This is a genomic window from Grimontia sedimenti, assembly GCF_011045095.1.
Lineage (GTDB): Bacteria > Pseudomonadota > Gammaproteobacteria > Enterobacterales > Vibrionaceae > Enterovibrio > Enterovibrio sedimenti.
The window spans coordinates 173472-196179 of record NZ_JAALDL010000010.1 but is presented as its reverse complement, the minus strand read 5'-3'; the positions used below and the strand labels follow the sequence as shown (position 1 = coordinate 196179).

Annotated in this window: 22 protein-coding genes and 1 pseudogene; 14 read left to right on the top strand and 9 right to left on the bottom strand. The window is 50.3% G+C overall.

The features are described 5' to 3' along the window. Nucleotides 1–268 precede the first annotated feature (268 nt). Nucleotides 269–1096, bottom strand: coding sequence for an SDR family oxidoreductase (locus G5S52_RS14430; RefSeq protein ID WP_165015023.1), 828 nt, complete (start codon nt 1094–1096; stop codon nt 269–271). A gap of 7 nt (nt 1097–1103) precedes the next feature. Beyond that, nucleotides 1104–1712 (bottom strand): multifunctional acyl-CoA thioesterase I/protease I/lysophospholipase L1, encoded by a 609-nt coding sequence (tesA, locus tag G5S52_RS14425; protein WP_046307243.1) that lies wholly within the window; start codon nt 1710–1712, stop codon nt 1104–1106. Between the two features lie 100 nt (nt 1713–1812). Here tesA and G5S52_RS14420 point away from each other — a divergent pair. Both G5S52_RS14420 and G5S52_RS14415 read left to right on the top strand, forming a co-directional pair. Continuing rightward, nucleotides 1813–2388, top strand: a pseudogene (locus G5S52_RS14420) (ABC transporter ATP-binding protein); the annotation flags it as partial. Then, nucleotides 2385–4805, top strand: a complete 2421-nt coding sequence (locus tag G5S52_RS14415) for an ABC transporter permease (RefSeq protein ID WP_165015020.1) — start codon at nt 2385–2387, stop codon at nt 4803–4805. The pseudogene G5S52_RS14420 and the gene G5S52_RS14415, both read left to right, overlap by 4 nt. Nucleotides 4806–4869: 64 nt before the next feature. Here the strand turns inward: G5S52_RS14415 and G5S52_RS14410 are convergent, their stop codons facing one another. Continuing rightward, nucleotides 4870–5763, bottom strand: coding sequence for a TIGR01777 family oxidoreductase (locus G5S52_RS14410; protein WP_165015017.1), 894 nt, complete (start codon nt 5761–5763; stop codon nt 4870–4872). 249 nt (nt 5764–6012) lie between these two features. Here G5S52_RS14410 and G5S52_RS14405 point away from each other — a divergent pair, with 249 nt between their 5' ends. Genes G5S52_RS14405 through G5S52_RS14390 form a run of 4 tightly spaced genes read left to right on the top strand, consistent with a single transcriptional unit; the run spans nt 6013 to nt 8292 of the window. Beyond that, complete coding sequence (locus G5S52_RS14405; RefSeq protein ID WP_002541303.1) at nt 6013–6747, top strand: DUF1538 domain-containing protein; 735 nt, start codon at nt 6013–6015, stop codon at nt 6745–6747. Further along, on the top strand, nt 6744–7550 hold the full coding sequence (locus G5S52_RS14400; RefSeq protein ID WP_165015014.1) for a DUF1538 domain-containing protein: 807 nt from the start codon (nt 6744–6746) through the stop codon (nt 7548–7550). Before G5S52_RS14405 ends, G5S52_RS14400 begins: the two co-directional genes overlap by 4 nt. After that, on the top strand, nt 7550–7900 hold the full coding sequence (locus G5S52_RS14395) for a P-II family nitrogen regulator (protein ID WP_165015011.1): 351 nt from the start codon (nt 7550–7552) through the stop codon (nt 7898–7900). Before G5S52_RS14400 ends, G5S52_RS14395 begins: the two co-directional genes overlap by 1 nt. Further along, nucleotides 7897–8292, top strand: a complete 396-nt coding sequence (locus G5S52_RS14390; RefSeq protein WP_039850410.1) for a CBS domain-containing protein — start codon at nt 7897–7899, stop codon at nt 8290–8292. The genes G5S52_RS14395 and G5S52_RS14390 overlap by 4 nt, the downstream gene beginning before the upstream one ends. A gap of 33 nt (nt 8293–8325) precedes the next feature. On the opposite strand, the gene G5S52_RS14385 is transcribed toward G5S52_RS14390, so the two are convergent. From G5S52_RS14385 to metN, 5 genes are all read right to left on the bottom strand, one after another. Then, nucleotides 8326–8601 (bottom strand): Rdx family protein, encoded by a 276-nt coding sequence (locus G5S52_RS14385; protein ID WP_165015008.1) that lies wholly within the window; start codon nt 8599–8601, stop codon nt 8326–8328. Then, a complete protein-coding gene (locus tag G5S52_RS14380; RefSeq protein ID WP_165015005.1) occupies nt 8598–9362 on the bottom strand; it encodes a sulfite exporter TauE/SafE family protein in 765 nt (254 codons plus the stop codon). The genes G5S52_RS14385 and G5S52_RS14380 overlap by 4 nt, the downstream gene beginning before the upstream one ends. A gap of 131 nt (nt 9363–9493) precedes the next feature. Continuing rightward, nucleotides 9494–10306 carry a MetQ/NlpA family lipoprotein gene (locus tag G5S52_RS14375; protein WP_165015002.1) on the bottom strand — a complete coding sequence of 271 codons (813 nt, stop codon included), beginning with the start codon at nt 10304–10306 and terminating at the stop codon, nt 9494–9496. A 59-nt stretch (nt 10307–10365) separates the two neighbouring features. Continuing rightward, nucleotides 10366–11058: a methionine ABC transporter permease gene (locus tag G5S52_RS14370; protein ID WP_165014999.1), complete on the bottom strand. Its 693-nt coding sequence runs from the start codon at nt 11056–11058 to the stop codon at nt 10366–10368. Beyond that, nucleotides 11048–12082: a methionine ABC transporter ATP-binding protein MetN gene (gene metN, locus G5S52_RS14365; RefSeq protein ID WP_165014996.1), complete on the bottom strand. Its 1035-nt coding sequence runs from the start codon at nt 12080–12082 to the stop codon at nt 11048–11050. Before metN ends, G5S52_RS14370 begins: the two co-directional genes overlap by 11 nt. 358 nt (nt 12083–12440) lie before the next feature. Here metN and G5S52_RS14360 point away from each other — a divergent pair, with 358 nt between their 5' ends. From G5S52_RS14360 to G5S52_RS14335, 6 genes are all read left to right on the top strand, one after another. Then, nucleotides 12441–12776, top strand: coding sequence for a hypothetical protein (locus G5S52_RS14360; protein WP_165014993.1), 336 nt, complete (start codon nt 12441–12443; stop codon nt 12774–12776). A gap of 150 nt (nt 12777–12926) precedes the next feature. Then, nucleotides 12927–14342: a PepSY-associated TM helix domain-containing protein gene (locus G5S52_RS14355; RefSeq protein WP_165014990.1), complete on the top strand. Its 1416-nt coding sequence runs from the start codon at nt 12927–12929 to the stop codon at nt 14340–14342. A gap of 332 nt (nt 14343–14674) precedes the next feature. Then, the gene (locus G5S52_RS14350) at nt 14675–15784 is read left to right on the top strand and encodes a TRAP transporter substrate-binding protein (RefSeq protein ID WP_062660688.1); all 1110 of its coding nucleotides are present in this window, start codon (nt 14675–14677) and stop codon (nt 15782–15784) included. Nucleotides 15785–15870: 86 nt separating this feature from the next. Next, entirely contained in the window at nt 15871–16437 is a 567-nt protein-coding gene (locus tag G5S52_RS14345) for a TRAP transporter small permease subunit (RefSeq protein WP_165014987.1), read from the top strand. After that, a complete protein-coding gene (locus G5S52_RS14340; protein ID WP_165014985.1) occupies nt 16434–17813 on the top strand; it encodes a TRAP transporter large permease in 1380 nt (459 codons plus the stop codon). Before G5S52_RS14345 ends, G5S52_RS14340 begins: the two co-directional genes overlap by 4 nt. 149 nt (nt 17814–17962) lie before the next feature. Then, the gene (locus G5S52_RS14335) at nt 17963–18571 is read left to right on the top strand and encodes a LysE family translocator (protein WP_231590941.1); all 609 of its coding nucleotides are present in this window, start codon (nt 17963–17965) and stop codon (nt 18569–18571) included. 12 nt (nt 18572–18583) lie between these two features. On the opposite strand, the gene G5S52_RS14330 is transcribed toward G5S52_RS14335, so the two are convergent. Then, nucleotides 18584–19684, bottom strand: coding sequence for a response regulator (locus tag G5S52_RS14330; RefSeq protein WP_165014982.1), 1101 nt, complete (start codon nt 19682–19684; stop codon nt 18584–18586). Between the two features lie 165 nt (nt 19685–19849). Here G5S52_RS14330 and G5S52_RS23985 point away from each other — a divergent pair, with 165 nt between their 5' ends. After that, the gene (locus G5S52_RS23985; RefSeq protein WP_235956263.1) at nt 19850–20266 is read left to right on the top strand and encodes a hypothetical protein; all 417 of its coding nucleotides are present in this window, start codon (nt 19850–19852) and stop codon (nt 20264–20266) included. Beyond that, entirely contained in the window at nt 20251–22701 is a 2451-nt protein-coding gene (locus G5S52_RS14325) for a hybrid sensor histidine kinase/response regulator (protein ID WP_235956260.1), read from the top strand. Before G5S52_RS23985 ends, G5S52_RS14325 begins: the two co-directional genes overlap by 16 nt. Nucleotides 22702–22708: the final 7 nt, after the last annotated feature.

The following is a 22708-nucleotide window of genomic DNA, read 5'->3' as shown; positions in this document are numbered from 1 at the left end:
TCAAACAGAGCCAGTTCAATTGACTTAAGGACATAGTCCGGCTCCTTTTGGGGTATTTGTTCTTTTTGTATCCCTGTTCACGGCCTGATCCGACACGCATCACATCGAAGTGGAAGTTGGGGGCAGGTGTTTCACGGTACATGAGAGAGGTTAACGCGGTTTTGTGACAGAAAGATGAACATAGAAAGATAGTTTTGATGTCACGATTCTGAGAGCAACCGGGCAAAAACTGCCCGGTGTGTTTCTTTCTGCGGCAGAGGTTGGGTTTTTAACCGCCCTTTGCAAGAATTTTGTCGAGTGTTTTTGATGGAAGAAGGCGCTTACACCAAGCCATGTAATTCGTCGGCTTGGTCACACGGTAACGGACTTTAGGATCTTCTGCGGTCAGCGCGTGGATCAGAGGCGTGATGATCGACTCCGACGGCAGGGTGTATTTGTTGGTCGAATTTTCGCTTTCCATGCGATCTTGCTGGGCGAGATAATCGCTTCTGAATCGGCTGTTTTCGATATCAATGAACCGGTAAAACGCTTCCAGTGCATTGGCTCGGAATCGGGTTTCTATTGGGCCAGGTTCGATTAAGCTGATTTTTACCGGTGTGCCTGCGAGTTCCAAACGTAAGGTATCTGTCCAGCCTTCGACCGCAAATTTACTGGCGTTGTAAGCGCCGCGGAATTTCAGTGCGACAAAACCCAGCACAGAGCTGTTTTGAACAATGCGGCCTCTGCCGTTAGCCATCATCATTGGGATCACAGCTTGGGTCAGCGTGTGCCAGCCAAAAAAGTTGGTCTCAAACTGCTTTCTCAAAGCGTCGGTGGGCAAATCTTCCAGCGCGCCAGGTTGGCCATAAGCGCCATTGTTAAAAAGCCCCATCAACTTTCCGTCCGTCATGACCCTGACTTCTTCCACGGCATTGAGAATGCTGTCGTTGTCAGCAAGGTCAAGGTGAATGCAGGTCAGTCCTTCTTCTCTCAGGCGCTCAACATCTTCTAATTTTCGGCATGATGCAATCACATCAAACCCTTGCTTTGCGAGGGCGTGAGCACAGACATAGCCGATGCCGGTTGAACATCCGGTCATCAATACTGCGTTTTTCATTCTTGTTTTATCCTTGCTCTTTGATGTGTGGCAGCATCTGTTCTGCCATAAATTCTGCAATCCAAGGCTGCGCGATGTCTTTAGGGTGCAGACCATCTGACATCATCCAGCCTTCGGTCAAAACCACCTTCTCCATGAAGAACGGAATGAGTGGAATTTGCATTTCTTTACTTAATTCCGGATAGATATCAGCAAAAGCCTTGCTGTATCTTTGACCATAGTTAGGTGGGATCTGGATCTGCATTAACATCACCTGCGCGCCATTTTCCTGGCTTAAACTGATCAATTCGGACAGGTTATTGCGTATCTGCTTGGGTGGGAATCCTCGCAGTCCATCGTTAGCACCCAGTTCAATCAGCACATAGTCAGGTGAATGCTGTTCAAGCAGGGCTGGCAGTCTGTCGAGACTGTTCCCAGAGGTATCGCCGGAAATGCTGGCATTAACGACGGAAGTGATCTTGCTGGTTTCCGTCAGCTTAGGTTCAATGAGGCTGGGCCAGCTTTTCTCAATCGCCATCTGGTAGCCAGCGCTGAGGCTATCGCCAAGTACAAGAAGCGTCTGCGCCGCGGCGCTATGACTGATAATCAAAAGACAAAAAGAAAGGATGCGAATCATGACAACTCCAGTGATCAGGGCCAGTAACGTCTCTAAAACAGTGACGACGAATGCACAGTCTCTGACCATTCTGCAGGATGTTTCCCTTCAGGTCGAGCAGGGCGAAAGTATTGCTTTAGTTGGGGTTTCCGGCGCAGGTAAATCCACGCTTATGACATTGCTTGCAGGTTTGGATACCCCTTCAGCCGGCGAGATTGAACTTCTTGGCAAGCCTTTAAGCCAGCTCGATGATGATGCGAGAGCAGCCCTTCGTGCCGAGTCGATCGGTTTCGTTTTCCAAAGTTTCCTGCTGGTGCCTTCCCTGACCGCGCTGGAGAATGTGCTGCTTCCTTGTACTATTCGCGGTGATGATGAAGACGAAGAACGGGCGCTTGAGCTTCTGGCGTCGGTCGGGCTAAAAGGGCGCGAAACCCACTTACCTTCGCAGCTTTCTGGTGGTGAGCAACAACGCGTAGCGATTGCCCGCGCCTTTATGACCCGCCCAAATGTTCTGTTCGCCGATGAACCGACAGGTAATCTCGACCAGCACACCGCTGCCACGGTTATCGACCTGCTTTTCTCACTCAACCGTGACCACGGTACCACCCTGATCCTTGTTACTCATGACCCGGCATTGGCAGAGAAATGCCACCGTACTTTGCACCTTAACGCAGGCGAATTGGCGGGGGCAGCATGAGGAAAAGTCTTGTTTGGCGCTGGGCTTGGCGCGAACTCTTCCACGGACAGCTTTGGCCTGTCGTTGCAGCATTAGCGCTGATCATTGCCTGTGTCTTCGCCCTTTCTGCACTGGCAGGGCGTATTGAATCTGTTCTCACCCAGCAAGGCCGCTCCATGCTGGCGGCTGATTTGGTGCTGAGAAGTAATCAGCCTCTGGCACCACAAACACTGCAAAACTTTGACAGCATTGATGTTGAACGCTCTGACCAAACGCGTTTTGGCACCATGGCATTCAGTGACAATGAAATGCAGCTCATCAGCGTGAAAGCGGTAGAAAGTAACTATCCGCTCCGTGGCGCTTTGGAGCTGGAAAGCGCGGATGCGATGCAAGACAGCGTCAAACCCGGCGAACTTTGGCTGGAAGAGCGTCTGTTTACGCTGCTAGATGTGGGGTTGGGAGACAAAGTCGATGTGGGTGATTTAACCCTGACAGTCAGCGGTAAAATCATTTCTGAGCCTGAGCTGTCCTTCAATCCGTTCAGTCAAATGCCAGCGGCGATGATGCACTTGAGTGATGTCTCCGCAGCCGGTGTCGTGCGCCCGGGAAGCCGGGTGAGTTACCGTTATTTCTTCCGAGGTGACAGCAGCGACCTTGAAGCAGTGAAAACCGCTTACACGCCGATCGACGGACAGCGCTGGATCGATGAAAACACCGGGGATCGCACGGGCGATATGCTTGATAGGAGTCGCGGTTACCTCTCTTTGACCGTTGTGTTGGTCATCATCATGGCAGCGGCGACCTTACTCCTGACTTGTCAGCACTATGTGGATAGCCGCACCCAGACGCTTGCGATGGTGAAAAGCCTTGGCGCCCAGCGTAGTTGGGTGAGACGTTGGCTCGGCAGACAGCTCCTCATGCTGATGCTGATGGCAACTGTGCTGGGTTTGGGATTTGGGGCGGCGCTTGAATATTTGCTGCGTTTACCGCTGGCGGATGTGCTTCCGTCGCCTTTGCCGAGTTATGGGTATCTGCCTTGGGTGCTCGGTCCTATGGTGGCTTTGCTGGTGGCACTTCCGGCACTGGGTATTCCACTGATCCGGCTGATTGAAGCGCCTGCTATGAGTGTGTTGCAGGAACAAAGTGCCGTGCGCGCGCGGAAGAATCCTTGGAGTTGGTTACTGGCAGCAGTGCCAATCCTCGCGCTGGTGGCATGGTCATACGATAACCGTTTGCTTTGGCTGGTATTGGCGGCCTTGGTGGTGATGCTCAGCCTTCTGGCGGCGATTGGCGTAATGGTACTGAAAGTCGCGCAGAAACGCGTTAAACAGCCTGCATTCAAACTGGCGCTCAGTCGAATAACACGAAATCCGGCATCAAGTGGCGCGCAGCTTGGCGCGTTAGCAACGTCATTCATGCTGCTTTCGATTATCTGGTTGCTTCGTACCGACTTACTTGATGACTGGCAGCAAACCTTGCCGCAGAACGCTCCGAATGTGTTCGCGCTGAACATCGCGAAAAGTGAACTGGATGATTACGTCGGCAGGCTGGACGCGAACAATCTGGAACGTTCGGAAGCCTATCCGATTATCCGAGGTCGTTTGGTTGGTCTGAATGGGCAACGTTATGCTGAACTGACGCCAGACAGGGAAGAGCGGGATGAAGCGCTTCGCCGCGAGCTCAACTTCACCTGGCGCGACACCTTGCCAACCCATAACGAAGTGTTGGAAGGTTCATGGCCAAGCGATGGTGGGGTTTCTGTGGAATCTGGCATTGCAGAAAGGTTAGGGCTTCGCCTTGGTGATGAGCTGACGTTTAACGTCAATAGTCAGGAATTTACGGCGGAAGTAAACTCGATTCGTGATGTGGAATGGCGCAACATGAAGCCGAATTTTTACTTCATTTTCGACCCTGCATTGGTGGAGAACTTGCCTGCAAACTGGTTAGTCAGCTTCCGACTGGAAGATAGTCAGAGCGACATCCTCAACCAACTGGGACGTGATTACCAAACGGTGACCTTGCTCGATTTACGCACCATGAGTGGAAGGATTCAGGTGATACTCAAACAAGTGAGCCTGTCACTGTCAGTATTGGCGGGGTTGGCGGTAGCCAGTGGTTTATTGCTCTTGCTGACACTGCTTCGGATTACCCTTGCTGAACGCCAACGTGAAATCATGTTGTATCGAACGCTGGGGGCGAGCAAAAAACGCATCAACACCACGCTTTGGGCGGAATACGGCATTATGGCACTGGTATCCGGCTGTATGGCTGTTGGTGGGGCAGAACTTGCGATGGCAGGTTTGTTGAAGTGGGGCGTTGAGCTACCGGTACGCTTGCACCCGGAGGTCTGGTTGAGTTTGCCGACATTGGCTGTTGGACTGGTCTTCCTGACAGTGGCCTGGATGCTTCGGGGCTTGTTAGAGCCGCTCAAAAAATAGCAGTCAGACAAATGAAGAAAGCACGCTTTTCAGCGTGCTTTTTTATTTCTTCTAGTGGAAGTTATCAGCGCAAAATGTTTTCCAGTGCAGGACCCACAGACGGATACTGGAAACTGTAGCCGCTATTTTCCAAAGCCCTGGGCACTGCGCGTTGGCTGTCAAAAAGAAGCTGCCCTGCTTCACCCAGCATCAGTGAAATCGCAAACTTGGGCGTAAACAGAAAGTGCGGGCGTTTAAGCGTTGCAGCAAGATTTTGGCTGAACACCTTGTTGGTGACAGGCTCAGGCGCAGTCAGGTTGAAAGCGCCACGGGTATCAGCATGTTCCAATAAATGAATGATGCCACCCACCATGTCGTCAATGTGTATCCACGGGAAATATTGCTGCCCGTCACCGATTGGTCCGCCCATGCCGAATTGATAAGGCAGCAGCATTTTCTTCAATGCACCACCGCTTTTACTGAGCACAATGCCAGTGCGTAGGATACAGACCCGGGTCTTATCCGAGTCGGCGCGCATGGCAATTTTTTCCCAGTTTGAACAGACAGAATGTGCGAAATCAGTAGCATCAACTGTTAGTGATTCATCGATGATCTTATCACCTTGATCGCTGTAGTAGCCAACCGCAGAGCCACTGATAAAGGTATGAGGCGGCTCATCGGCTTCTAAAATGCGCTGTACCAGTTTTTCAGTAATCCCCCAACGGCTGGCGCAAATAATCCCTTTCTGCTGCTCGCTCCATCGCTTATCAACGATAGGTTCACCTGCAAGGTTGATGATGGCATCAAACTGACTGAAGTCTTCAATCTCGTCGATGTTTTTTATTAAGTGCACCTTCGATGGCAAAACATGACATGCCTTCTCTGGCGAACGGGTCAGTACGGTGATTTCGTGATGTTCGAGCTTGGGGATCAACGCGCTTCCGATAAGTCCGGTTCCACCTGTCACGAGAATCTGCATGAGGATCTTCCTAGTTGGGGTATTACTAAACAGTATGCATTCAATCGGTTATTTGATCAGCCCGATGGTGAAGTTAATGAAGAAATTCACAAAAACCTTGTTAGCTTTATCACCCTATAGACATTGTGGATTGGTAAATTTCTATACACTGGCTCAGGGTTAAATTGGCTAACTCCTCACCAAAAAATCATCTGTTGGCTTTTATACAGTGCCGGACTTTTGGGTCGGGACGTTTTCTCTGGAGAGAGTGTGAAGGGACTTACCGCATTGCTGACCTCAATGCTAGGGAGCTTGAAGGATCTGCTTCCTATCATTCTTGTGATCGGCTTTTTTCAAATCATCGTGTTACAGCAGCCTTTGCCGGATTCACTGTCCATCTTAATTGGACTGGTGTTGGTTGTGATGGGGCTGACTTTCTTTGTATTCGGTCTGGAAATGGGATTGTTTCCCATCGGCGAATCCATGGCGCACTCGCTGGCTCGAAAAGGCAGTGTTTTCTGGCTGGTGGTGTTTGCCTTTTTGCTGGGGTTTGGAACCACAATCGCTGAACCCGCTTTGACTGCAGTGGCTGCTGAAGCGGCTGAGGTTGCTGCGGAAGGCGGCATGATTGCGATGACCGAAGACGCGCAATCTTCCTATGCTAATGGACTTCGTATCACGGTCGCACTCTCGGTAGGCTTTGCCATTGTGCTTGGTGTGCTGCGTATTCTGAAAGGCTGGCCCATTCATCGCATCATCATCGGCGGCTACATTCTGGTGGTGATCATGACGGCATTCGCGCCGCGCTACATCATTGGCATTGCTTATGATTCAGGTGGCGTGACGACATCGACCATCACTGTGCCTTTGGTGACAGCGTTAGGTGTTGGTCTTGCGACTGTGATTAAAGGACGCAACCCCATGGTGGATGGTTTTGGCTTGATAGCGTTTGCGTCGCTCTCGCCAATGATTTTCGTCATGGTGTACGGGATGGTGGCGACATGAATGTATTGTCCACGCTCATTCCGACCTTTATTGAGACCTTACTCTCTACCGTTCGGGACGTGATTCCGATCGTCTGCATCATTTTCGGTTTTCAGTTTGCCGTGCTGCGAAAACCGGTTGTGAATCTGAAGAAAATCATCTTTGGGTTTATTTACGTCATTCTTGGTTTGTCGTTGTTCTTAATGGGGTTGGAGATGGCGCTCTTCCCATTGGGTGAATCGATGGCCGTTCAGCTGACGGCACCCGCTTTTCTGTTTGGAGATGGGGAAAGCATTCCCAAGAATTTCTCCTGGCAGCACTACTATTGGGTTTACATTTTCGCCGCAGCCATTGGTTTCAGTACTACCGTCGCCGAGCCTTCACTCATTGCGGTTGCTATCAAAGCAGAGCAGGTCTCTGGTGGGGCAATCAGCGTGAATGGTTTGCGTTTCTCAGTGGCAATTGGGGTGGCGATAGGCATTTCCCTTGGCTGTTATCGCATCGTGGCGGGTGACCCGATTCATTACTACATCATTGCTGGATACGTGGTGGTGGTGATTCAAACCTTCTATGCCCCGAAATTTATCGTGCCGCTGGCGTATGATTCCGGCGGTGTGACGACGTCGACGGTGACCGTGCCTTTGGTTACCGCACTTGGTTTGGGATTGGCTTCGACGGTTCCAGGCAGAAGCCCTTTAATTGATGGTTTTGGCTTGATTGCCTTTGCCAGTCTGTTCCCGATGATCACTGTCATGGGATACGCGCAGTTAACAGAGTGGGCGGCGAAACGCGGCACCACCGAAGAAAATACGAGGGAATCATAATGCGATTCAAACTGATTGTAGCCTTCATTGAGGACGCCAAAACCGATGCGGTTTTGGATGCCGCCAGAACGGCAGGAGCCACTGGTGCGACAGTGATTAACAATGCGCGAGGGGAAGGATTAACGAAAAAGAAAACCTTCTTCGGATTAACCCTCGATGTTCAGCGGGATGTCTTATTGTTTTTGGTAGAAGAACATTTGGCTCGCTCCATTCTTGAAACGATCAATGAGGTTGGGGAGTTTGATGCGTCATCAGGGACAGGTATTGCGGTGCAGCTGGACGTAGAAGATGCCGTTGGGGTGGCGCATCAAGTGCAGGAATTGAGCAGCAAGATTGAGGATGAGTTATGAAAGTGACCAAAAGAGTCTGCGATGTTATGAAGGACGACTATGCGCTAATTGATGGGCTGACGACGGTTGCCGAAGCGATCCGCATTGCCCGTGATAAGGAAGTGAAAGCACTCATCGTGAAAAAGCGCGATGAAGACGATGAATTTGGTCTGGTATTGATGAATGACATTGCCAAAAAAGTGCTGTCACAAAATCGCTCGCCGGAGCGGGTAAACGTCTACGAAATCATGACCAAACCCGCTCTTCATGTGGCACCGGACATGAACGTTAAATACTGTGCCCGTCTGTTTGAACGATTTGGTATCAGCCGTGCGCCAGTGATTGACGGTGGTGAAGTGCTGGGCGTGGTCAGCTACAACAGCATTGTGATGTACGGCATGCTGGCTGACTAAAATGTCAGCTGGCATACTCGTCAGAAGCGCAGGTTAACGGTCGACATGCCCCAGATCTCGGTCTGGATCGAACACATCGCGGACGCGTTGTTTCAGCACTTTGGCGTCAGGAAAGCCGCCATCCCGCTTGCGCTCCCAAATCAATTCGCCATTGCAGTGAATTTCAAACCTGCCACCTGTGTCTGGGTATAAGGTTACACTCTCCACTTCCTCACTGAAGGTGGATAGCAACTCCTGAGACATCCAGGTCGCGCGCAACATCCAGTTGCACTGGCGGCAGTAATAAATCTCGATGTTTACTTTGTTCATAACACGCCCCACAAAAGCTTGATACCAACAGCAAAGGTCAGCAGCTCAAACGCAATTTTTATCATCTTGTTGCTGTATTTGTCCGCCAGATACGCACCGAGGTAACCACCCAAAATAGAACCCACCAGGAGTGCAGGGATCCACGGCCAATAAATCTCTGCGCCGGCAATTGCCAGTGTTGCAGCGCCTAATCCGTTCCAGAAAATGCCTACGCTTACCAAAGTCAGTGCGACAGCCTGCTTGTAATCGAAGCCAAACCAGCGAACCAAAAATAGTGTAACGAATAGACCTGTGCCTGCAGTGAGTGAACCGTTCAGCAAGCCTATGGCGCTGAGCCCTAAGCAACCTAGAAGCATGCCCGTCGTATCGCGGTGTTTGGGCTCTGCTTCCTGTCCGAGTGTTTTGCGCATCCGCGAGTAAACACCTAGCAAAATGATAAACCCGCCCAGCAACCCTTCGGCTAAAGGACCCGGCACAAAAAGAATGAGGTTTGCACCACCAATCACCCCGGCAGCACCAGCCAATGTCACGTAAAGGGTGAGTTTGGGGTCGAGGTTGCCACTACGCCAATGCTTGAGCGCCGCGCCCAGTCCAAGCGCTACAGAGGCCACTTTGTGGGTTGCCAGTGCAACAGAAAAGCCGAGACCGAGAAATAACAACAGGGGAAGTTGCAAAAGCCCTGCACCGCCGCCAGCCAAAGAGGCGAGGGTATTGGCAATCAGGGAGCCAATGAAAAGGCCAATGGTAGAGAGAAAGTCCATGTTCGCTCGAATTATTCCATAGTGGACGCAGTGTATCAGGTTGTTAGAGCCAACAGGCCCCAATAGATAGAAAAAAGCCTGTGAAATTTCACAGGCTTCTTAACATCACTTAATGATCAGAGGTGGGCAAATTACCAGCCTTTTACCGCGCCGCCATCAAAGATTTCAGATGCTGCATTGTACACTTCGTCAGTCTGGTAAGACTGAACGAATTGCTGAACGTTTTGTGCAGTTACATTGTTAGCACGGGCAACAATCAGGTTCACGTATGGAGACTCTTTGTCTTCAACGAAGATGCCGTCTTTCTCAGGTGACAGATTGATTTCGCTAGCGAAGGTGGTGTTGATGATTGCCAGTGAAACATCTTCCAGAGAGCGCGGCAGTTGAGCGGCTTCCAGCTCAACGATTTTCAGGTTTTTAGGGTTCGCCGTGATATCCAGAACCGTTGCTTTCAGACCCGCTTCGTCTTTTACTTCAATCAGACCTTGTTGCTCAAGCAGTAGCAGTGAACGACCAAGATTGGTTGGGTCGTTTGGTACTGCGATCTGTGCGCCTTCTTCCAGTTGTTCAACAGAAGTCACTTTGGTTGAGTAACCTGCAATTGGATAAACCAGCGTGTTACCCGCGATTTCGAACTTGTAACCGCGGTCAGAAATCTGCTGGTCAAGATATGGCTTGTGCTGGAATGCGTTTGCATCGATTGAGCCTTCATCCAGCGCGGCGTTTGGCGTGACGTAGTCAGAGAAAGTCACCAGTTCAACATCCAGGCCGTATTTCTCTTTCGCAACTTTTGCCGCGACTTCCGCCACTTGCTCTTCAGCACCGGCAATAACGCCAATTTTTACTTTCGTCAGATCAACAGTCTCTTCCTGACCACAGCCGGTCAGAACCAGGGTAGAAGCAAGGCCAACGGCTGCAGCAATTTTCTTGAGTGTAAAAGTCATCACGTATCTCCTTAAAATTCAGAATTTCCATTTATCCGGATGGTGTCACCATCCGTTTTTTATCTGTGGTCAACCCGCTTCACGAAGTAGTCGCCAGCTGACTGAATCATTTGCACCAATATCACCAGCATCACTACGGTGATCAGCATGACGGTGCCGTCAAAACGCTGGTAGCCGTATCGGATACCCACATCGCCCAGACCGCCGCCGCCAACAGCACCCGCCATGGCGGAGTAGCTCACCAGCGTTACCAAGGTGATTGTTGCGCCGTTCAAAATGCCCGGCATCGCTTCTGGCAGAAGGACTTTGCGGATAATTTGTAGTGGTGTTGCACCCATTGCTTGAGCCGCCTCGACCAAACCTGACGGCACTTCCAGCAATGCACCCTCAACCAGACGTGCGATAAACGGAATCGCACCGACAGTGAGGGGAACAATCGCTGCACCTGTACCGATGGACGTTCCCATGATGAAGCGGGTGAATGGGATGATGGCGACCAGCAAAATAATGAAAGGGATTGAGCGGCCAATATTGACGATGATGCCAATGGATTTGTTCAATGCCGCGTTTTCCAACAAGCCGCGTGGCTTAGTGAGGTGCAGCAGTACACCTAAAGGAATACCAAACAGGAAACCAATCGCACCGGATACAAAGACCATGGTCAGGGTCTGGCCCAGTGCATCAATCAACAGGCCAACAAGGCGTTCGTTTTCAGCAAACCAACCTGAAACAGCAGCGATATTAAGCGACATAGCCCAGCACCTCGATGTTGATGTTGTGATCTTTTAGGTAAGTCAGTGCGTGGTTGACGTTCTCTTCGTCGCCAAAGAATTCCGCCAGCATCAGGCCAAATTTCACGCCGCCCGCATAGTCCATGTCAGAACTCAGAATGCTGATGTCGATATTGAACTTTCGTGATACCTGGCTGATAAGCGGGGCATCGACACTGGCGCCAGTGAACTCAAGGCGAACCAGTGGTGGTAAGTGACCATCACTCTGAGGTTGCAGCCGCTCTTCGTAATCCTGCGGGATGGAGAGATCCAGCGTTGCGCGGATAAAAGTGCGCGCCAGCTCTGTTTTCGGATGAGCGAAGATATCGCTCACAGGACCTTTCTCTACCAACTCACCGCCACCGATGATCGCTACTTCGTGACAGATGCGCTTCACCACGTCCATTTCGTGAGTGATCAGCAATATGGTCAAGCCCAGCTTCTGGTTGATGGTCTGCAATAGATTCAGGATGGAGTGGGTCGTCGCCGGATCCAATGCGCTGGTGGCTTCGTCACACAGTAGTACTTTTGGATCGCTTGCTAACGCGCGCGCAATGGCCACACGCTGCTTTTGACCGCCGCTGAGGTTAGAGGGATAGCTATGGTGTTTATCACTCAGGCCGACTAAATCCAGCAGCTCAGTCACTTTGCGTTGAATGTGTTGTTTGTCTTTGCCTGCTAGTTCCAGAGGCAGTGCCACATTGTTAAACACAGTGCGGGAGGAAAGCAGGTTGAAGTGCTGGAAAATCATGCCGATTTTCTGGCGCTCACGGGTCAGTTCTGATTGAGACAGAGCGGTGAGCTCAACGCCGTCAACGACGACTTTCCCAGAGGTTGGGCGTTCCAGCAGGTTGACGATGCGGATCAGTGTACTTTTACCGGCACCTGATGCACCAATAACACCAAAAATTCTGCCCTGAGGAATCTGGAGGTCAATATCGCGCAGGGCATGGATCGTCAGATCACCCTGTTTGAACTCCTTGTTAACCTGTTTTATTTCGATCATAGGCCTTCCTGGACAAAAATCGTGTTAATAAAAGGTAAAAAAGATAGCGATTGTTATGGGGTTTTTGTGGCTATCTGGTGTTTGATGCTATTTATTGTCTCAAAATAAGTCAATAGATATTTTTACGGCTAGACGTCTAAACGTATATTGTAGGGATAAGTGATTGATAAGGGATTTGGGAATGGCTTGAGCTGGTAGGAATACCCAATCTTTGCGGGCTTGTAACCTGTTTTTTAACTCACCTCACATCAATTGCTTTCTTTTCATACTGGCTCACTGCATCAATACACTTAGTGATATATATTTTGCGGCTTATATTCACAAGCAGGATGGGTATGTGAGGGCGTCATTTAAACGAATGATGTTGTTGGCAAGCGCCTTAAGTTGGGTGCTGGTCTCACTGATGCCTGTGATAAATGCCCATGGCAGCAATGCTGGCGTTTGGGAAACACTCTGTACTGTTAATGGCTTTAAGCTGGTTCAGGTTGAAGGGGAAGAAACCAGCGATGAAGGAAAGCACCATGGAAAGCCTTGTCCGTTCAGCCACTTCTCTTTTAGTCATCACCTTACACTCACCACCACAGACACTCATACTCACGTAAAATTCGTGGGGAATCAGCGTTACTCTTTATTGGCTCAAAGGGTAAGGTTTGAATCTCCCATCGCCCGCGCCCCACCTTTCTCACTCTCATAATCTCCAAGCTCGTATACAGCTGTAGTTGCTGAGGGCTGGAGTGTTCTAAAACAAAAATAAATAGGGCGCTAAGCCCACTGAGTAAAGTCATCTATAAAAATGCACTGCGTGTTTTGCGGTGTGTTTGCTTATGAGAAAGGAAAACTAATCATGGTTAGTGAAACCAACACAGCGGCTGCGGCTGCCCAAAAAGCGCGATATTTCACTGCTTGGCGATGGCACTTCTATGCCGGACTTTTCGTTATTCCCTTTATGTTGATGCTGAGCGTTACCGGTCTTGTCATGCTGTTTGATGATGAGATTGAATCTGCCCGCTACGGAGACATGTTAACGGTTCAGGCCAGCGGACAACCAATGCAACCTTCTGAACAGCTCAATGCGGTAAATCAGGCGTTTCCAGAAGCCACGGTGACGCAATTTATTCCAGCGCGAACCGCAGATACTGTCAGCCGTTTTTCCATTCAATTGCCAAGCGGTGAAACCCGTTTTGCCATAGTGAACCCGTATACAGCGGAAGTGACAGGGACAATCGACCGCAGCGACAGTTGGTATGAGCTGGCGAACGATATTCACGGCACACTACTTATTGGTGACTTAGGTGATCGACTGATTGAAACTGCCGCCAGTTTTATGATTCTGCTGCTGTTGTCAGGGATTTACCTCTGGTGGCCGAAAGACGCGGCAAGCCGAGCCGGTTTTCTTAAGATCCGTACCGACAGCGGTTCGCGCATTTTCATGCGGGACTTGCATGCCAATCTAGGTGGCGTTTTATCCGTGGTATTACTGCTGTTTGTATTGTCTGGTCTTGCCTGGGCGGGTATCTGGGGCGGAAAAATTGTTCAGCCTTGGGGCAGCTTCCCAGCTGAACGCTCTAAAAACGCGCCTGAATCGGTGATCACCCACAAGATGCTTAATCATGGCTCTGAAGAGGAAATGCCCTGGAACCTCGAGCAAACGCCAGTACCGAGCTCTGATCATGGTGGTCATGGTGCACCTGAGCCCAACGTGGAACGCAAGTACGCTGCGGATGTGAGCATCGATCAGGTTGTGACCTTGGCTAAGGAAGTGGGTTTTACCCACTATAAGCTGAAATTTCCGAAGTCGGATACTGGGGTTTATACCTTGTCGGCGAACACCATGAGTGGAGATATTACCGACCCAAGGCAAGACAGAACCATGCACGTAGACCAATACAGTGGTGAAGTGCTGGCAGATATTACCTTTGCAGATTACAACTGGATGGCAAAAGCGATGGCGGCAGGGATTGCATTGCATCAGGGGGATATCAGCATCATCAATAAAGCGCTGAATGTATTTTTCTGTCTTGCCTTTATCGCTATATCTATCACTGGTGGTGTTATGTGGTGGAAGCGTCGTCCGAACGGTTCACGCAAACTTGGCGCGCCACCTGTCGTGGCTGGTGGTGGTTTTTGGGTGGTCGGAGCGACAACCCTGATTGCCATCTGTCTGTTGTTTCCGCTCGCTGGCTTGTCAGTGGTTGCAATTTTATGCATCGATTGGCTTATCTTCCGACGTGTGCAGAGTTTGAAACATGCTTTCAGTTAACAAAATTGAGCCCCTGAGAATAGGGGCTTTTTTGTGCATTTTAAATAAGGTGAAATCCCCAAAAACAGTGCGTGGTAGCACGCAATTAGGAGGCTACATAGGGAGTTATCTATCAGAAGGTTAAATAAAACCTGATCATTGTTTGACCGACTTCAAACTACCTTGTGATGAAGCTACTTGCCTAGGCGCATAATGAGTAAAGTTATTGCAACATCTCATTAACTGCATAGTTAGTGAGATAGCCACGGATTGAACAGGCAGCCTGCACCTATCTTTTGCAACTTTCCGCGTTGCCTGTTGTTACCGCCATTTCGAGCAAGGAGACTGAAATCATGTTGAAACGTCGTTCGTTCCTCGCCACCGCCGCAGTAGCACTCAGTGTGTTCATGGCCGGCTGTGGTGAGCAAAAGCAGGAAGCGGCAGCTGAAGCTGCACCCGCTGCGCAAGAAAAAGTAACCTGGAAAATGGTCACCACCTGGCCGAAGAACTTCCCTGGTTTGGGAACGGGCGCAAACAACCTTGCTGAGCTGATCACTGAAATGAGTGACGGTCGCCTGGAAGTGAAAGTGTACGGTGCCGGCGAGCTGGTGGGTGCACTGGATGTGTTTGATGCAGTATCTCGTGGTACTGCCGAAATGGGTCATGGCGCTGGCTACTACTGGAAAGGTAAAGCACCGGCAGGCCAGTTTTTCGCAGCAGTACCATTTGGTCTGACCGCGCAGGAAATGAACGGCTGGATCTACAACGGTGGTGGTCTGGAACTGTGGGCGGAAGCTTACGAACCATTCGGTATCATCCCAATGCCAGCGGGTAACACTGGCGTACAAATGGGTGGCTGGTTCAACAAAGAAATCAACCAAATCAGTGACCTTGAAGGCCTGAAAATGCGTATCCCTGGGTTGGGCGGTGAGGTGCTGAAACGAGTAGGTGGTACGCCTGTACTGCTGCCGGGCGGCGAAATCTTCCCATCTCTGCAATCTGGCGCGATTGACGCGACTGAGTGGGTAGGTCCATACAACGATTTGGCATTTGGTCTGCACAAAGCGGCGAAATACTACTACTACCCGGGGTGGCATGAGCCAGGTACAACGCTGGAAGCGCTGATCAACAAGCAAGCATTTGAGAAGCTGCCTAAAGATCTGCAATCTATCGTTCTGGCGGCAACACGTGTAGCGAATGCCGACATGCTGGCTGAATTCACTGCGCGCAACAACGCAGCGCTGGAAAGCCTGGTGAACGAGCACAAAGTAGAGCTCCGTCCGTACCCACAAGAAGTACTGACTCAACTGCAAGCAGTAGCTGATGAAGTGGTTGCTGAGCAGGCAGAAGTGGATGAAATCAGTAAGAAGGTTTACGACTCTTACAAATCTTTCCGCGATCAGGCAATTGACTGGCATGCTATTTCTGAGCAAGCCATGCTGAACGCCCGTAATCCGCAATAATGTTGAACAGGCAGTGCCCCGGGCACTGCCTTTTTCAATACCCTCATAAAAACAAAAGCCCTAAGGGCTGAAGTAAGAGTTGTTGTATGGAAACCGCTTCTCCTTTTCTGATTTCCCTGATCAAAGGGATCAATCGATTCAGTGATTGGACGGGTCGCTTCGTTTCCTGGTTCGTGTTGGCAATTGTGCTTATCACCTTCGTGGTGGTTGTGATGCGTTATGTGTTTAACACGGGCTCAGTGTTTATGCAGGAGTCCGTTCTCTATTTTCATAATTACGTGATTATGCTTGGCGCAGCTTACGCGCTGTTGAAAGGTGCTCACGTACGCGTGGATATTTTCTATCGCCCAATGAGTGAAAAGAAAAAAGCCTTGGTTGACCTGTTTGGCTTTCTCTTTTTACTGCTACCAACCTGTGTGTTTATCTTTTATATCGCGTGGGATTATGTCTCCGCTTCGTGGGCCATTATGGAAGGCTCGCAAGAAGCAGGTGGCGTAGACGCACGTTACATATTTAAAACCAGTATATTGCTGATGCCCGCGCTAGTGATCCTGCAGGGTATCGCGGAGTCATTGAGAGCCGTGTTAACCCTTACCGGCCACCAAGACTTGGCTAAGCAATTAGAAGATCACGATGAGGAGCACGCACTATGACCGAGTTCCTCGCACTGTTTCTATTTTTGTTTACCTTCGGCGTATTGCTGGTGGGTTATCCGGTGGCGTTTTCGCTAGGTGGCTCTGCATTGTTGTTTGCCTTCATTGGTTCGGCAACGGGAGCGTTTGACCCAGCTTTCCTTGAAGCTATTCCTAACCGTATCTCTGGCACGCTCTCCAATGAGCTGCTGGTGGCTATCCCGCTGTTCGTTTTTATGGGCGTGATGCTGGAGAAATCCAAAATTGCAGAAGACTTGCTCGATACCATGGGGCAGGTGTTTGGCGGCTTAGCGGGTGGATTGGGTATTTCGGTGACCATCGTCGGTATGCTGCTGGCAGCGAGCACCGGTATCGTTGGTGCGACCGTGGTAACCATGGGCTTGCTGTCTCTGCCTTCAATGATGAAGCGCGGCTATTGTCCTCGTATCGCGACGGGCACGATTTGTGCTTCGGGTACCTTAGGTCAAATCATTCCGCCTTCCATCGTGCTTGTACTGCTGGGGGATGTGATTTCCTCGGCATATCAGCAGGCGCAGCTTGATCAGGGGATCTTCTCGCCAGAAAGCGTGACAGTGGGTGATTTGTTCCTTGGCGCGCTGATCCCGGGCTTTGTGCTGGTGGGGCTGTACATTGTGTACCTGATTGGTATTGCGATTTTACAACCGCATCGAGTGCCACCTATTCCAGAAGAAGATCGTAAGGTCAGCAAAGAACTCTTCGTTCAGGTACTGACCGTATTGATCCCGCCAGTGCTTCTGATTGTGCTCGTATTGGGCTCCATCCTGACGGGTGTAGCCACACCAACAGAAGCGGCGTCTGTGGGTTCCGTGGGTGCCATCATTCTTGCGGCCAGTAAGCGCATGTTTAACCTCGCTATCCTCAAGGAAGTCATGCGCACCACCACAGAAGTGACCGCCATGGTCTTTATGATCCTGATTGGTGCGTCACTGTTTGCGCTGGTGTTCCGTGGCTTTGGTGGTGACGACATTGTTCGCGACTTCCTCACTGGTCTTCCGGGTGGCGTGTTTGGCGCGATGCTGCTGGTCATGCTGGTATTGTTCCTGTTGGGCTTCTTCCTCGACTTCATTGAAATTACCTTTGTCGTTATCCCGATTGTTGCGCCAATCCTGCTGACCATGGGTGTGGACCCCGTTTGGCTGGGTATCATGATCGCGCTGAACCTGCAGACGTCATTCCTGACGCCACCGTTTGGTTTCTCGCTGTTCTACCTACGTGGGGTAGCGCCTAACTCGATCTCAACCATGGATATTTATCGTGGTGTGATGCCGTTTATCGCCATCCAGATTTTGGTGCTGATGATGCTGGCTTACTGGCCGTCATTGGCGACCTGGCTACCAGAGTTGGTATACGGATAAGCGGAAACGCAGAGTTTTAAAGGCCTCCAGATTAGGAGGCCTTTTTGTCTCAGCAATACCGCTTGACGCTAACCAAGACTCGGTTTCTACTACGCTTCTTTATGCTTGTTATGTCCGGAGATGAAGTGGCATCTGCAGTTGATATCGCCATGTTGGCGGTGTTTATTCCAACATTCTTTTTTGTATCGGTAACGCCGGGTATGTGCATGACCCTAGCAATGACGCTAGGCATGAGTATTGGTGTACGTCGTAGCCTTCACATGATGTGGGGAGAGTTGATTGGTGTGGGTTTGGTTTCGCTGGCATCCGTTGCTGGCGTAGCGGCGATCATGCTCAATTACCCAGAGTTGTTTGCGATTCTGAAGTATCTGGGTGGCGCATATCTGTTTTACCTTGGTGTCCAGATGTGGCTATCTAAAGGGAAAATGGCGATTCCTCAGGATTTCACTTCAAATTCCGATACGTCTCGACTGACGCTCGCAATGCAAGGCTTTGTGACCGCCATTGCCAACCCGAAAGGTTGGGCGTTTATGATTTCGCTGTTGCCACCGTTTATTAACCCTTCTCTGGCGTTGCCACCTCAGCTTTCCGTGCTGATTGGCATTATCCTGCTGACAGAGTTTGGCTGTTTACTACTTTATGCTTCGGGCGGCCGCACGCTGCGCCACTTCCTACAAAAAAGCGGTAACGTGCGAATGATGAACCGCATCGCGGGCTCATTGATGATGGGTGTAGGTGTTTGGTTGGCTGTGGGCTGATTATCCCGGCGGTCAGTCTTTGTAAGTCTCTGCGATCTTGATAAAGTCTGACTGCATTTCAAACATGATATCGACTAACAGAGGGTCGAAATGCGATCCTCTGCCTTCCCGGATAATGTCAAACGCCTCGTCGTTGGTCATTGCAGATTTGTAAATACGCTTACTGACCAACGCATCAAACACATCAGCAACCGCCATTAACCGCGCACTGAGCGGAATGTCTTCGCCTGCTAAGCCTTGCGGATAGCCAGAGCCATCCCACTTTTCATGGTGACCATAGGCGATTTCTTTCGCCGCGCTCAGGAATGGATAATGCGCGCCTACCTCTTCCTCGGCTTTCACTATCGCGTCGTAGCCAAGTTTGGCGTGCGTTTTCATGATGTCGAATTCTTCGGCCGTCAGCTTGCCGGGTTTCAGCAAGATAGCATCTGGAATACCGACTTTGCCGATGTCGTGAAGCGGTGCAGTTTTGAACACCATAGTGACGTACTCGGGCGTCACTATGTCAGGATATTTGCCACGCAGGTAAAGCTGGTCTGCAAGGATTTTTACATAGTACTGAGTACGGACAATGTGATTACCGGTTTCCTGATCGCGTGTTTCCGCGAGGCTTGCGAGTGCATTGATGGTGACATCCTGAATAACACTGAGTTCTTTAACCCGACGTTGAACTTCCGCTTCCAAAAACTCATTTTGATCATGCAGGAAGTCTTTGGACGCTTTGTTCTCTAGATGGATGCGGATGCGCGCCATCGTGATAGGCGGACTGAGGGGCTTTTTGATGTAGTCAGCAGCACCCACAGAAAAACCAAATTCCTGATCTTCCGCTTTTGACTTAGAAGTCAAGAAGATAACTGGAATATCGCCACCGCCTTTTTTGGCTTTAATCTGACGGCAGACTTCGTAGCCGTCCATGCCGGGCATGACGACATCCAAGAGAATCAGATCTATGGAAAATTTTTCAACGATAGCGAGAGCTGTTTGGCCATTGGTCGCTGCCTTGACTTCATAATCGTTCTTGAGCATCTCGCTCACGAACACAAGATTTTCAGGCGTATCATCGACGACCAATATGGTTGCGCGTTTCTTTGCGTTGTTTTCCGGTGACACCATTAACGGGATCCTGAATCACTTTCCACTTCTTCAATCCTAGGTCTACTCTTAATAATGTTCCAATTGTGAGTCACATTATTTTAATTGAGACATGCAGTTACAGCGTGCCTACATACGTACGGTAAAAGCGTTCGTAATGTACTAACGGCGAGCAGATCAAAACCTATGAACAACGACAGTTTTTTGGGCGTAACAGCGTTCACTGGAAAGCTTTTCTCAGAAATTACTGCAAGGGCGGGCAGCGTGTTGAGCACAGGACAAGCCCGTGCTTTCGTTATGGTGGTATTCACCTTGCTGCCTATATCCGTGCGAGCGGAAAAAGAACACGGTTATTTATCTGCGACTTCGCTTCCACCGACGGGAGAGGGGGTCAGCCTGCTGCCGCTTCTTACCGGTATCATTCTTATACTGTTGGTGATTGTGGTCCGTGGAGCAGTCACCATCAAGGCCTGCAAGCCCAAGTCAAAGATCAACGCCAGAAGATCCGCCAGACAGAAAAAGACCTCTCTATCGCAAAACGTTCCGCCAGCGTGGCACATCAGGCGAAGCGGGATTTTCTTTCCAACATGTCCCATGAGCTAAGAACACCCTTGAATGCCATATTGGGGATGTCTCAACTGGCGATGGATAGCGGCCTTGAAGGGAAACAGCAACGGTATATCAAGCGGGTTATCAGTGCGGCTAACTCATTGCTTGATGCGGTCAATGAAGTGTTGGATTTCACCAATGTCAAAGCTGGCAACCTGCATATTGAATGGGTTGAGTGTAATCTCGAAACCATTCTGACACCGGTAGCTGACACGTTGGGCGAGCGGGCTCAGGAAAAAGATGTGCTGTTTTGCGTCAACCTCGATATGGCAATTCCAAAGATCATTGATGCAGACTCTGTACGTCTTACTCAGGTGCTCATGGCGTTGGGTGATAATGCGGTGAAGTTTACCGACAGCGGAGAGGTCACACTCTCTGTCACGCTCGAATCCTGTCGGGACTCTGACGTTAAAATACGCTTTACGATTCGTGACACCGGGGTAGGGATCCGCAGAAAGGATTTGGATAACCTCTTCCAGCCATTTTCGCAGTCAGACAATTCCTCATCGCGGGAGCATGGCGGTCGTGGACTGGGACTAACACTGGCCCGTGAACTGGTGTCGCTGATGGGGGGCGAGTTACAGGCTGATAGCCGCTTGGGGGAAGGCAGTGTATTTTCCTTTACGCTGCCTTGTCAGTCCGGGCTGCGTGAAACCTCAAAGCTCGGTGGAGCCTGGGCGCGTTTGCTTACGGCGAAAAGCGTACTCATCGTGTCGCCAAATTCTACCCTGCGTAACAACATGAAAGAACCGCTGGTTTTTGCCGGTGCCAATGTGAGTCAATGCCGGGATGTCGACGACATTGAGCACAGCAAGCAGAACATCGAGCGCGGTGTTTATGAGCATGTTGTCGTGGACTGGGATCTGATTACGCCAGAGATGAAATCCAGTATTTCAACCATATTCAATGGCCTGTCACGAGCTCAATCTGTCCTTCTGCTTTGCGGAAAGAAACACTGTTTGGATATTCCTGATGCCAGACCGAACTTCGCGTTCAACTGGGTCACCATGCCCGTGCTTCCATCGAAATTTATGCGTTCGTTGACGGAAGAAGTACGCACCATCAAGCCGATCAAAAACGGTCGCAAAGACCTGCCAGAGCTAGAACTGGAAGACATCCCGGAAGAAGAAATCGCCATTATGGATAAGGTGGTGCTACTGGTTGAAGATAACCTTATCAATCAGGAAGTCGCGCTGGGAGCGATGGAAACCCTTCCAATCAGTGTGCTGGTGGCAGACAACGGTGCAGAAGCCATTGAGATGGTTAAAGAGCATCACGTTGATTTGATCTTGATGGATATGCAGATGCCAGTGGTTGATGGGGTAACGGCAACCAAGACCATCCGTCGGGAGTTAGGTATGCAAACCTTGCCGATACTCGCCATGACGGCAAACACGGATGCCCACGACGTGGCAGCGTGTCGTGAAGCGGGGATGAACGAGCATCTTGCCAAACCCATCAACTTTGAATTATTGCACGCCAAATTAATAGAATGGCTTTCGAAAGATGCACCGGAAGAGAAGAAATCTGAGGCACCGCTTGAATCGGTTGTGGTTTCATCATCTACAGAACCAGAACCAGAACCAGAACCAGAACCAGAACCAGAACCAGAACCAGAACCAGAACCAGAACCAGAAAAAGCCGAAGACACCACGGAAGTAGCGGCAGAGGTGGAAGAAGCAGATATTGAAGCGACGACGGAAGTGGTCGATACCGTTGCCAAAACACCGGAACCAAAAGGGGAATCAACCGTTGATGCAGAAGCTGAGGACGCTGAACGGACCCGAAGGAGAGTAAACATGGAATACGACGATACAATGTTTGATCTGATGGTTGATAACGTGCCCGGCATCAATCTTGGTGAAGGCGTGCAACGACTGGGTGGCAACAAAGCGAAGTATCTGAAAATCTTGTCGCTGTTCCTCACTTCGCAAAAAACGGCGATGGACCAACTGCTGTCAGATGCAGACAACAGCGAGAAAGCGATACTTGCTCACTCCTGTAAAGGGGCGGGAAGTAATATTGGCGCAGATGCTATCTCAAAGATAGCTTCGGGTTTGGAAGACAAATACAACGCAGGCGAGACGGTTACGGAAGCGGAAGTGAATGAGCTGAAAGACCTGATCACTGCTGCCATTGATAAGTTTGACGAAATTGCTTTGAGCTCAGCGTCCGTGGAGGCGGAGCCTGTTGTTCAGGAAGAAATTAAACCGTTGGATGCTTACTTGATTGAGCAAATCAATGCATTGCAGACCAGCCTTCAAGAGTTCGATATTGAAGTGCAGGACAAGCTCTCTACGCTTTCCAAGGATTTGCCGCAGTGGTTCAACCAACTCGAAGAATTTAAGCGCCTGCAGGAGTCAGTGAATCAGTTTGATTTCCTGACGGCAGAAGAACACCTCAAGGCGCTGAAGAAGAAAACTGGATAACCCCAGT

Excerpts from the sequence above, each read along its gene's own strand:
- G5S52_RS14430 (WP_165015023.1), bottom strand. The coding sequence starts at position 1,096 with ATGAAAAACGCAGTATTGATGACCGGATGTTCAACCGGCATCGGCTAT.
- tesA (WP_046307243.1), bottom strand. The coding sequence starts at position 1,712 with ATGATTCGCATCCTTTCTTTTTGTCTTTTGATTATCAGTCATAGCGCC.
- G5S52_RS14415 (WP_165015020.1), top strand. The coding sequence starts at position 2,385 with ATGAGGAAAAGTCTTGTTTGGCGCTGGGCTTGGCGCGAACTCTTCCAC.
- G5S52_RS14410 (WP_165015017.1), bottom strand. The coding sequence starts at position 5,763 with ATGCAGATTCTCGTGACAGGTGGAACCGGACTTATCGGAAGCGCGTTG.
- G5S52_RS14400 (WP_165015014.1), top strand. The coding sequence starts at position 6,744 with ATGAATGTATTGTCCACGCTCATTCCGACCTTTATTGAGACCTTACTC.
- G5S52_RS14395 (WP_165015011.1), top strand. The coding sequence starts at position 7,550 with ATGCGATTCAAACTGATTGTAGCCTTCATTGAGGACGCCAAAACCGAT.
- G5S52_RS14390 (WP_039850410.1), top strand. The coding sequence starts at position 7,897 with ATGAAAGTGACCAAAAGAGTCTGCGATGTTATGAAGGACGACTATGCG.
- G5S52_RS14385 (WP_165015008.1), bottom strand. The coding sequence starts at position 8,601 with ATGAACAAAGTAAACATCGAGATTTATTACTGCCGCCAGTGCAACTGG.
- G5S52_RS14380 (WP_165015005.1), bottom strand. The coding sequence starts at position 9,362 with ATGGACTTTCTCTCTACCATTGGCCTTTTCATTGGCTCCCTGATTGCC.
- G5S52_RS14375 (WP_165015002.1), bottom strand. The coding sequence starts at position 10,306 with ATGACTTTTACACTCAAGAAAATTGCTGCAGCCGTTGGCCTTGCTTCT.
- G5S52_RS14370 (WP_165014999.1), bottom strand. The coding sequence starts at position 11,058 with ATGTCGCTTAATATCGCTGCTGTTTCAGGTTGGTTTGCTGAAAACGAA.
- metN (WP_165014996.1), bottom strand. The coding sequence starts at position 12,082 with ATGATCGAAATAAAACAGGTTAACAAGGAGTTCAAACAGGGTGATCTG.
- G5S52_RS14360 (WP_165014993.1), top strand. The coding sequence starts at position 12,441 with ATGATGTTGTTGGCAAGCGCCTTAAGTTGGGTGCTGGTCTCACTGATG.
- G5S52_RS14355 (WP_165014990.1), top strand. The coding sequence starts at position 12,927 with ATGGTTAGTGAAACCAACACAGCGGCTGCGGCTGCCCAAAAAGCGCGA.
- G5S52_RS14350 (WP_062660688.1), top strand. The coding sequence starts at position 14,675 with ATGTTGAAACGTCGTTCGTTCCTCGCCACCGCCGCAGTAGCACTCAGT.
- G5S52_RS14345 (WP_165014987.1), top strand. The coding sequence starts at position 15,871 with ATGGAAACCGCTTCTCCTTTTCTGATTTCCCTGATCAAAGGGATCAAT.
- G5S52_RS14340 (WP_165014985.1), top strand. The coding sequence starts at position 16,434 with ATGACCGAGTTCCTCGCACTGTTTCTATTTTTGTTTACCTTCGGCGTA.
- G5S52_RS14335 (WP_231590941.1), top strand. The coding sequence starts at position 17,963 with ATGTTGGCGGTGTTTATTCCAACATTCTTTTTTGTATCGGTAACGCCG.
- G5S52_RS14330 (WP_165014982.1), bottom strand. The coding sequence starts at position 19,684 with ATGGTGTCACCGGAAAACAACGCAAAGAAACGCGCAACCATATTGGTC.
- G5S52_RS23985 (WP_235956263.1), top strand. The coding sequence starts at position 19,850 with ATGAACAACGACAGTTTTTTGGGCGTAACAGCGTTCACTGGAAAGCTT.
- G5S52_RS14325 (WP_235956260.1), top strand. The coding sequence starts at position 20,251 with ATGTCCCATGAGCTAAGAACACCCTTGAATGCCATATTGGGGATGTCT.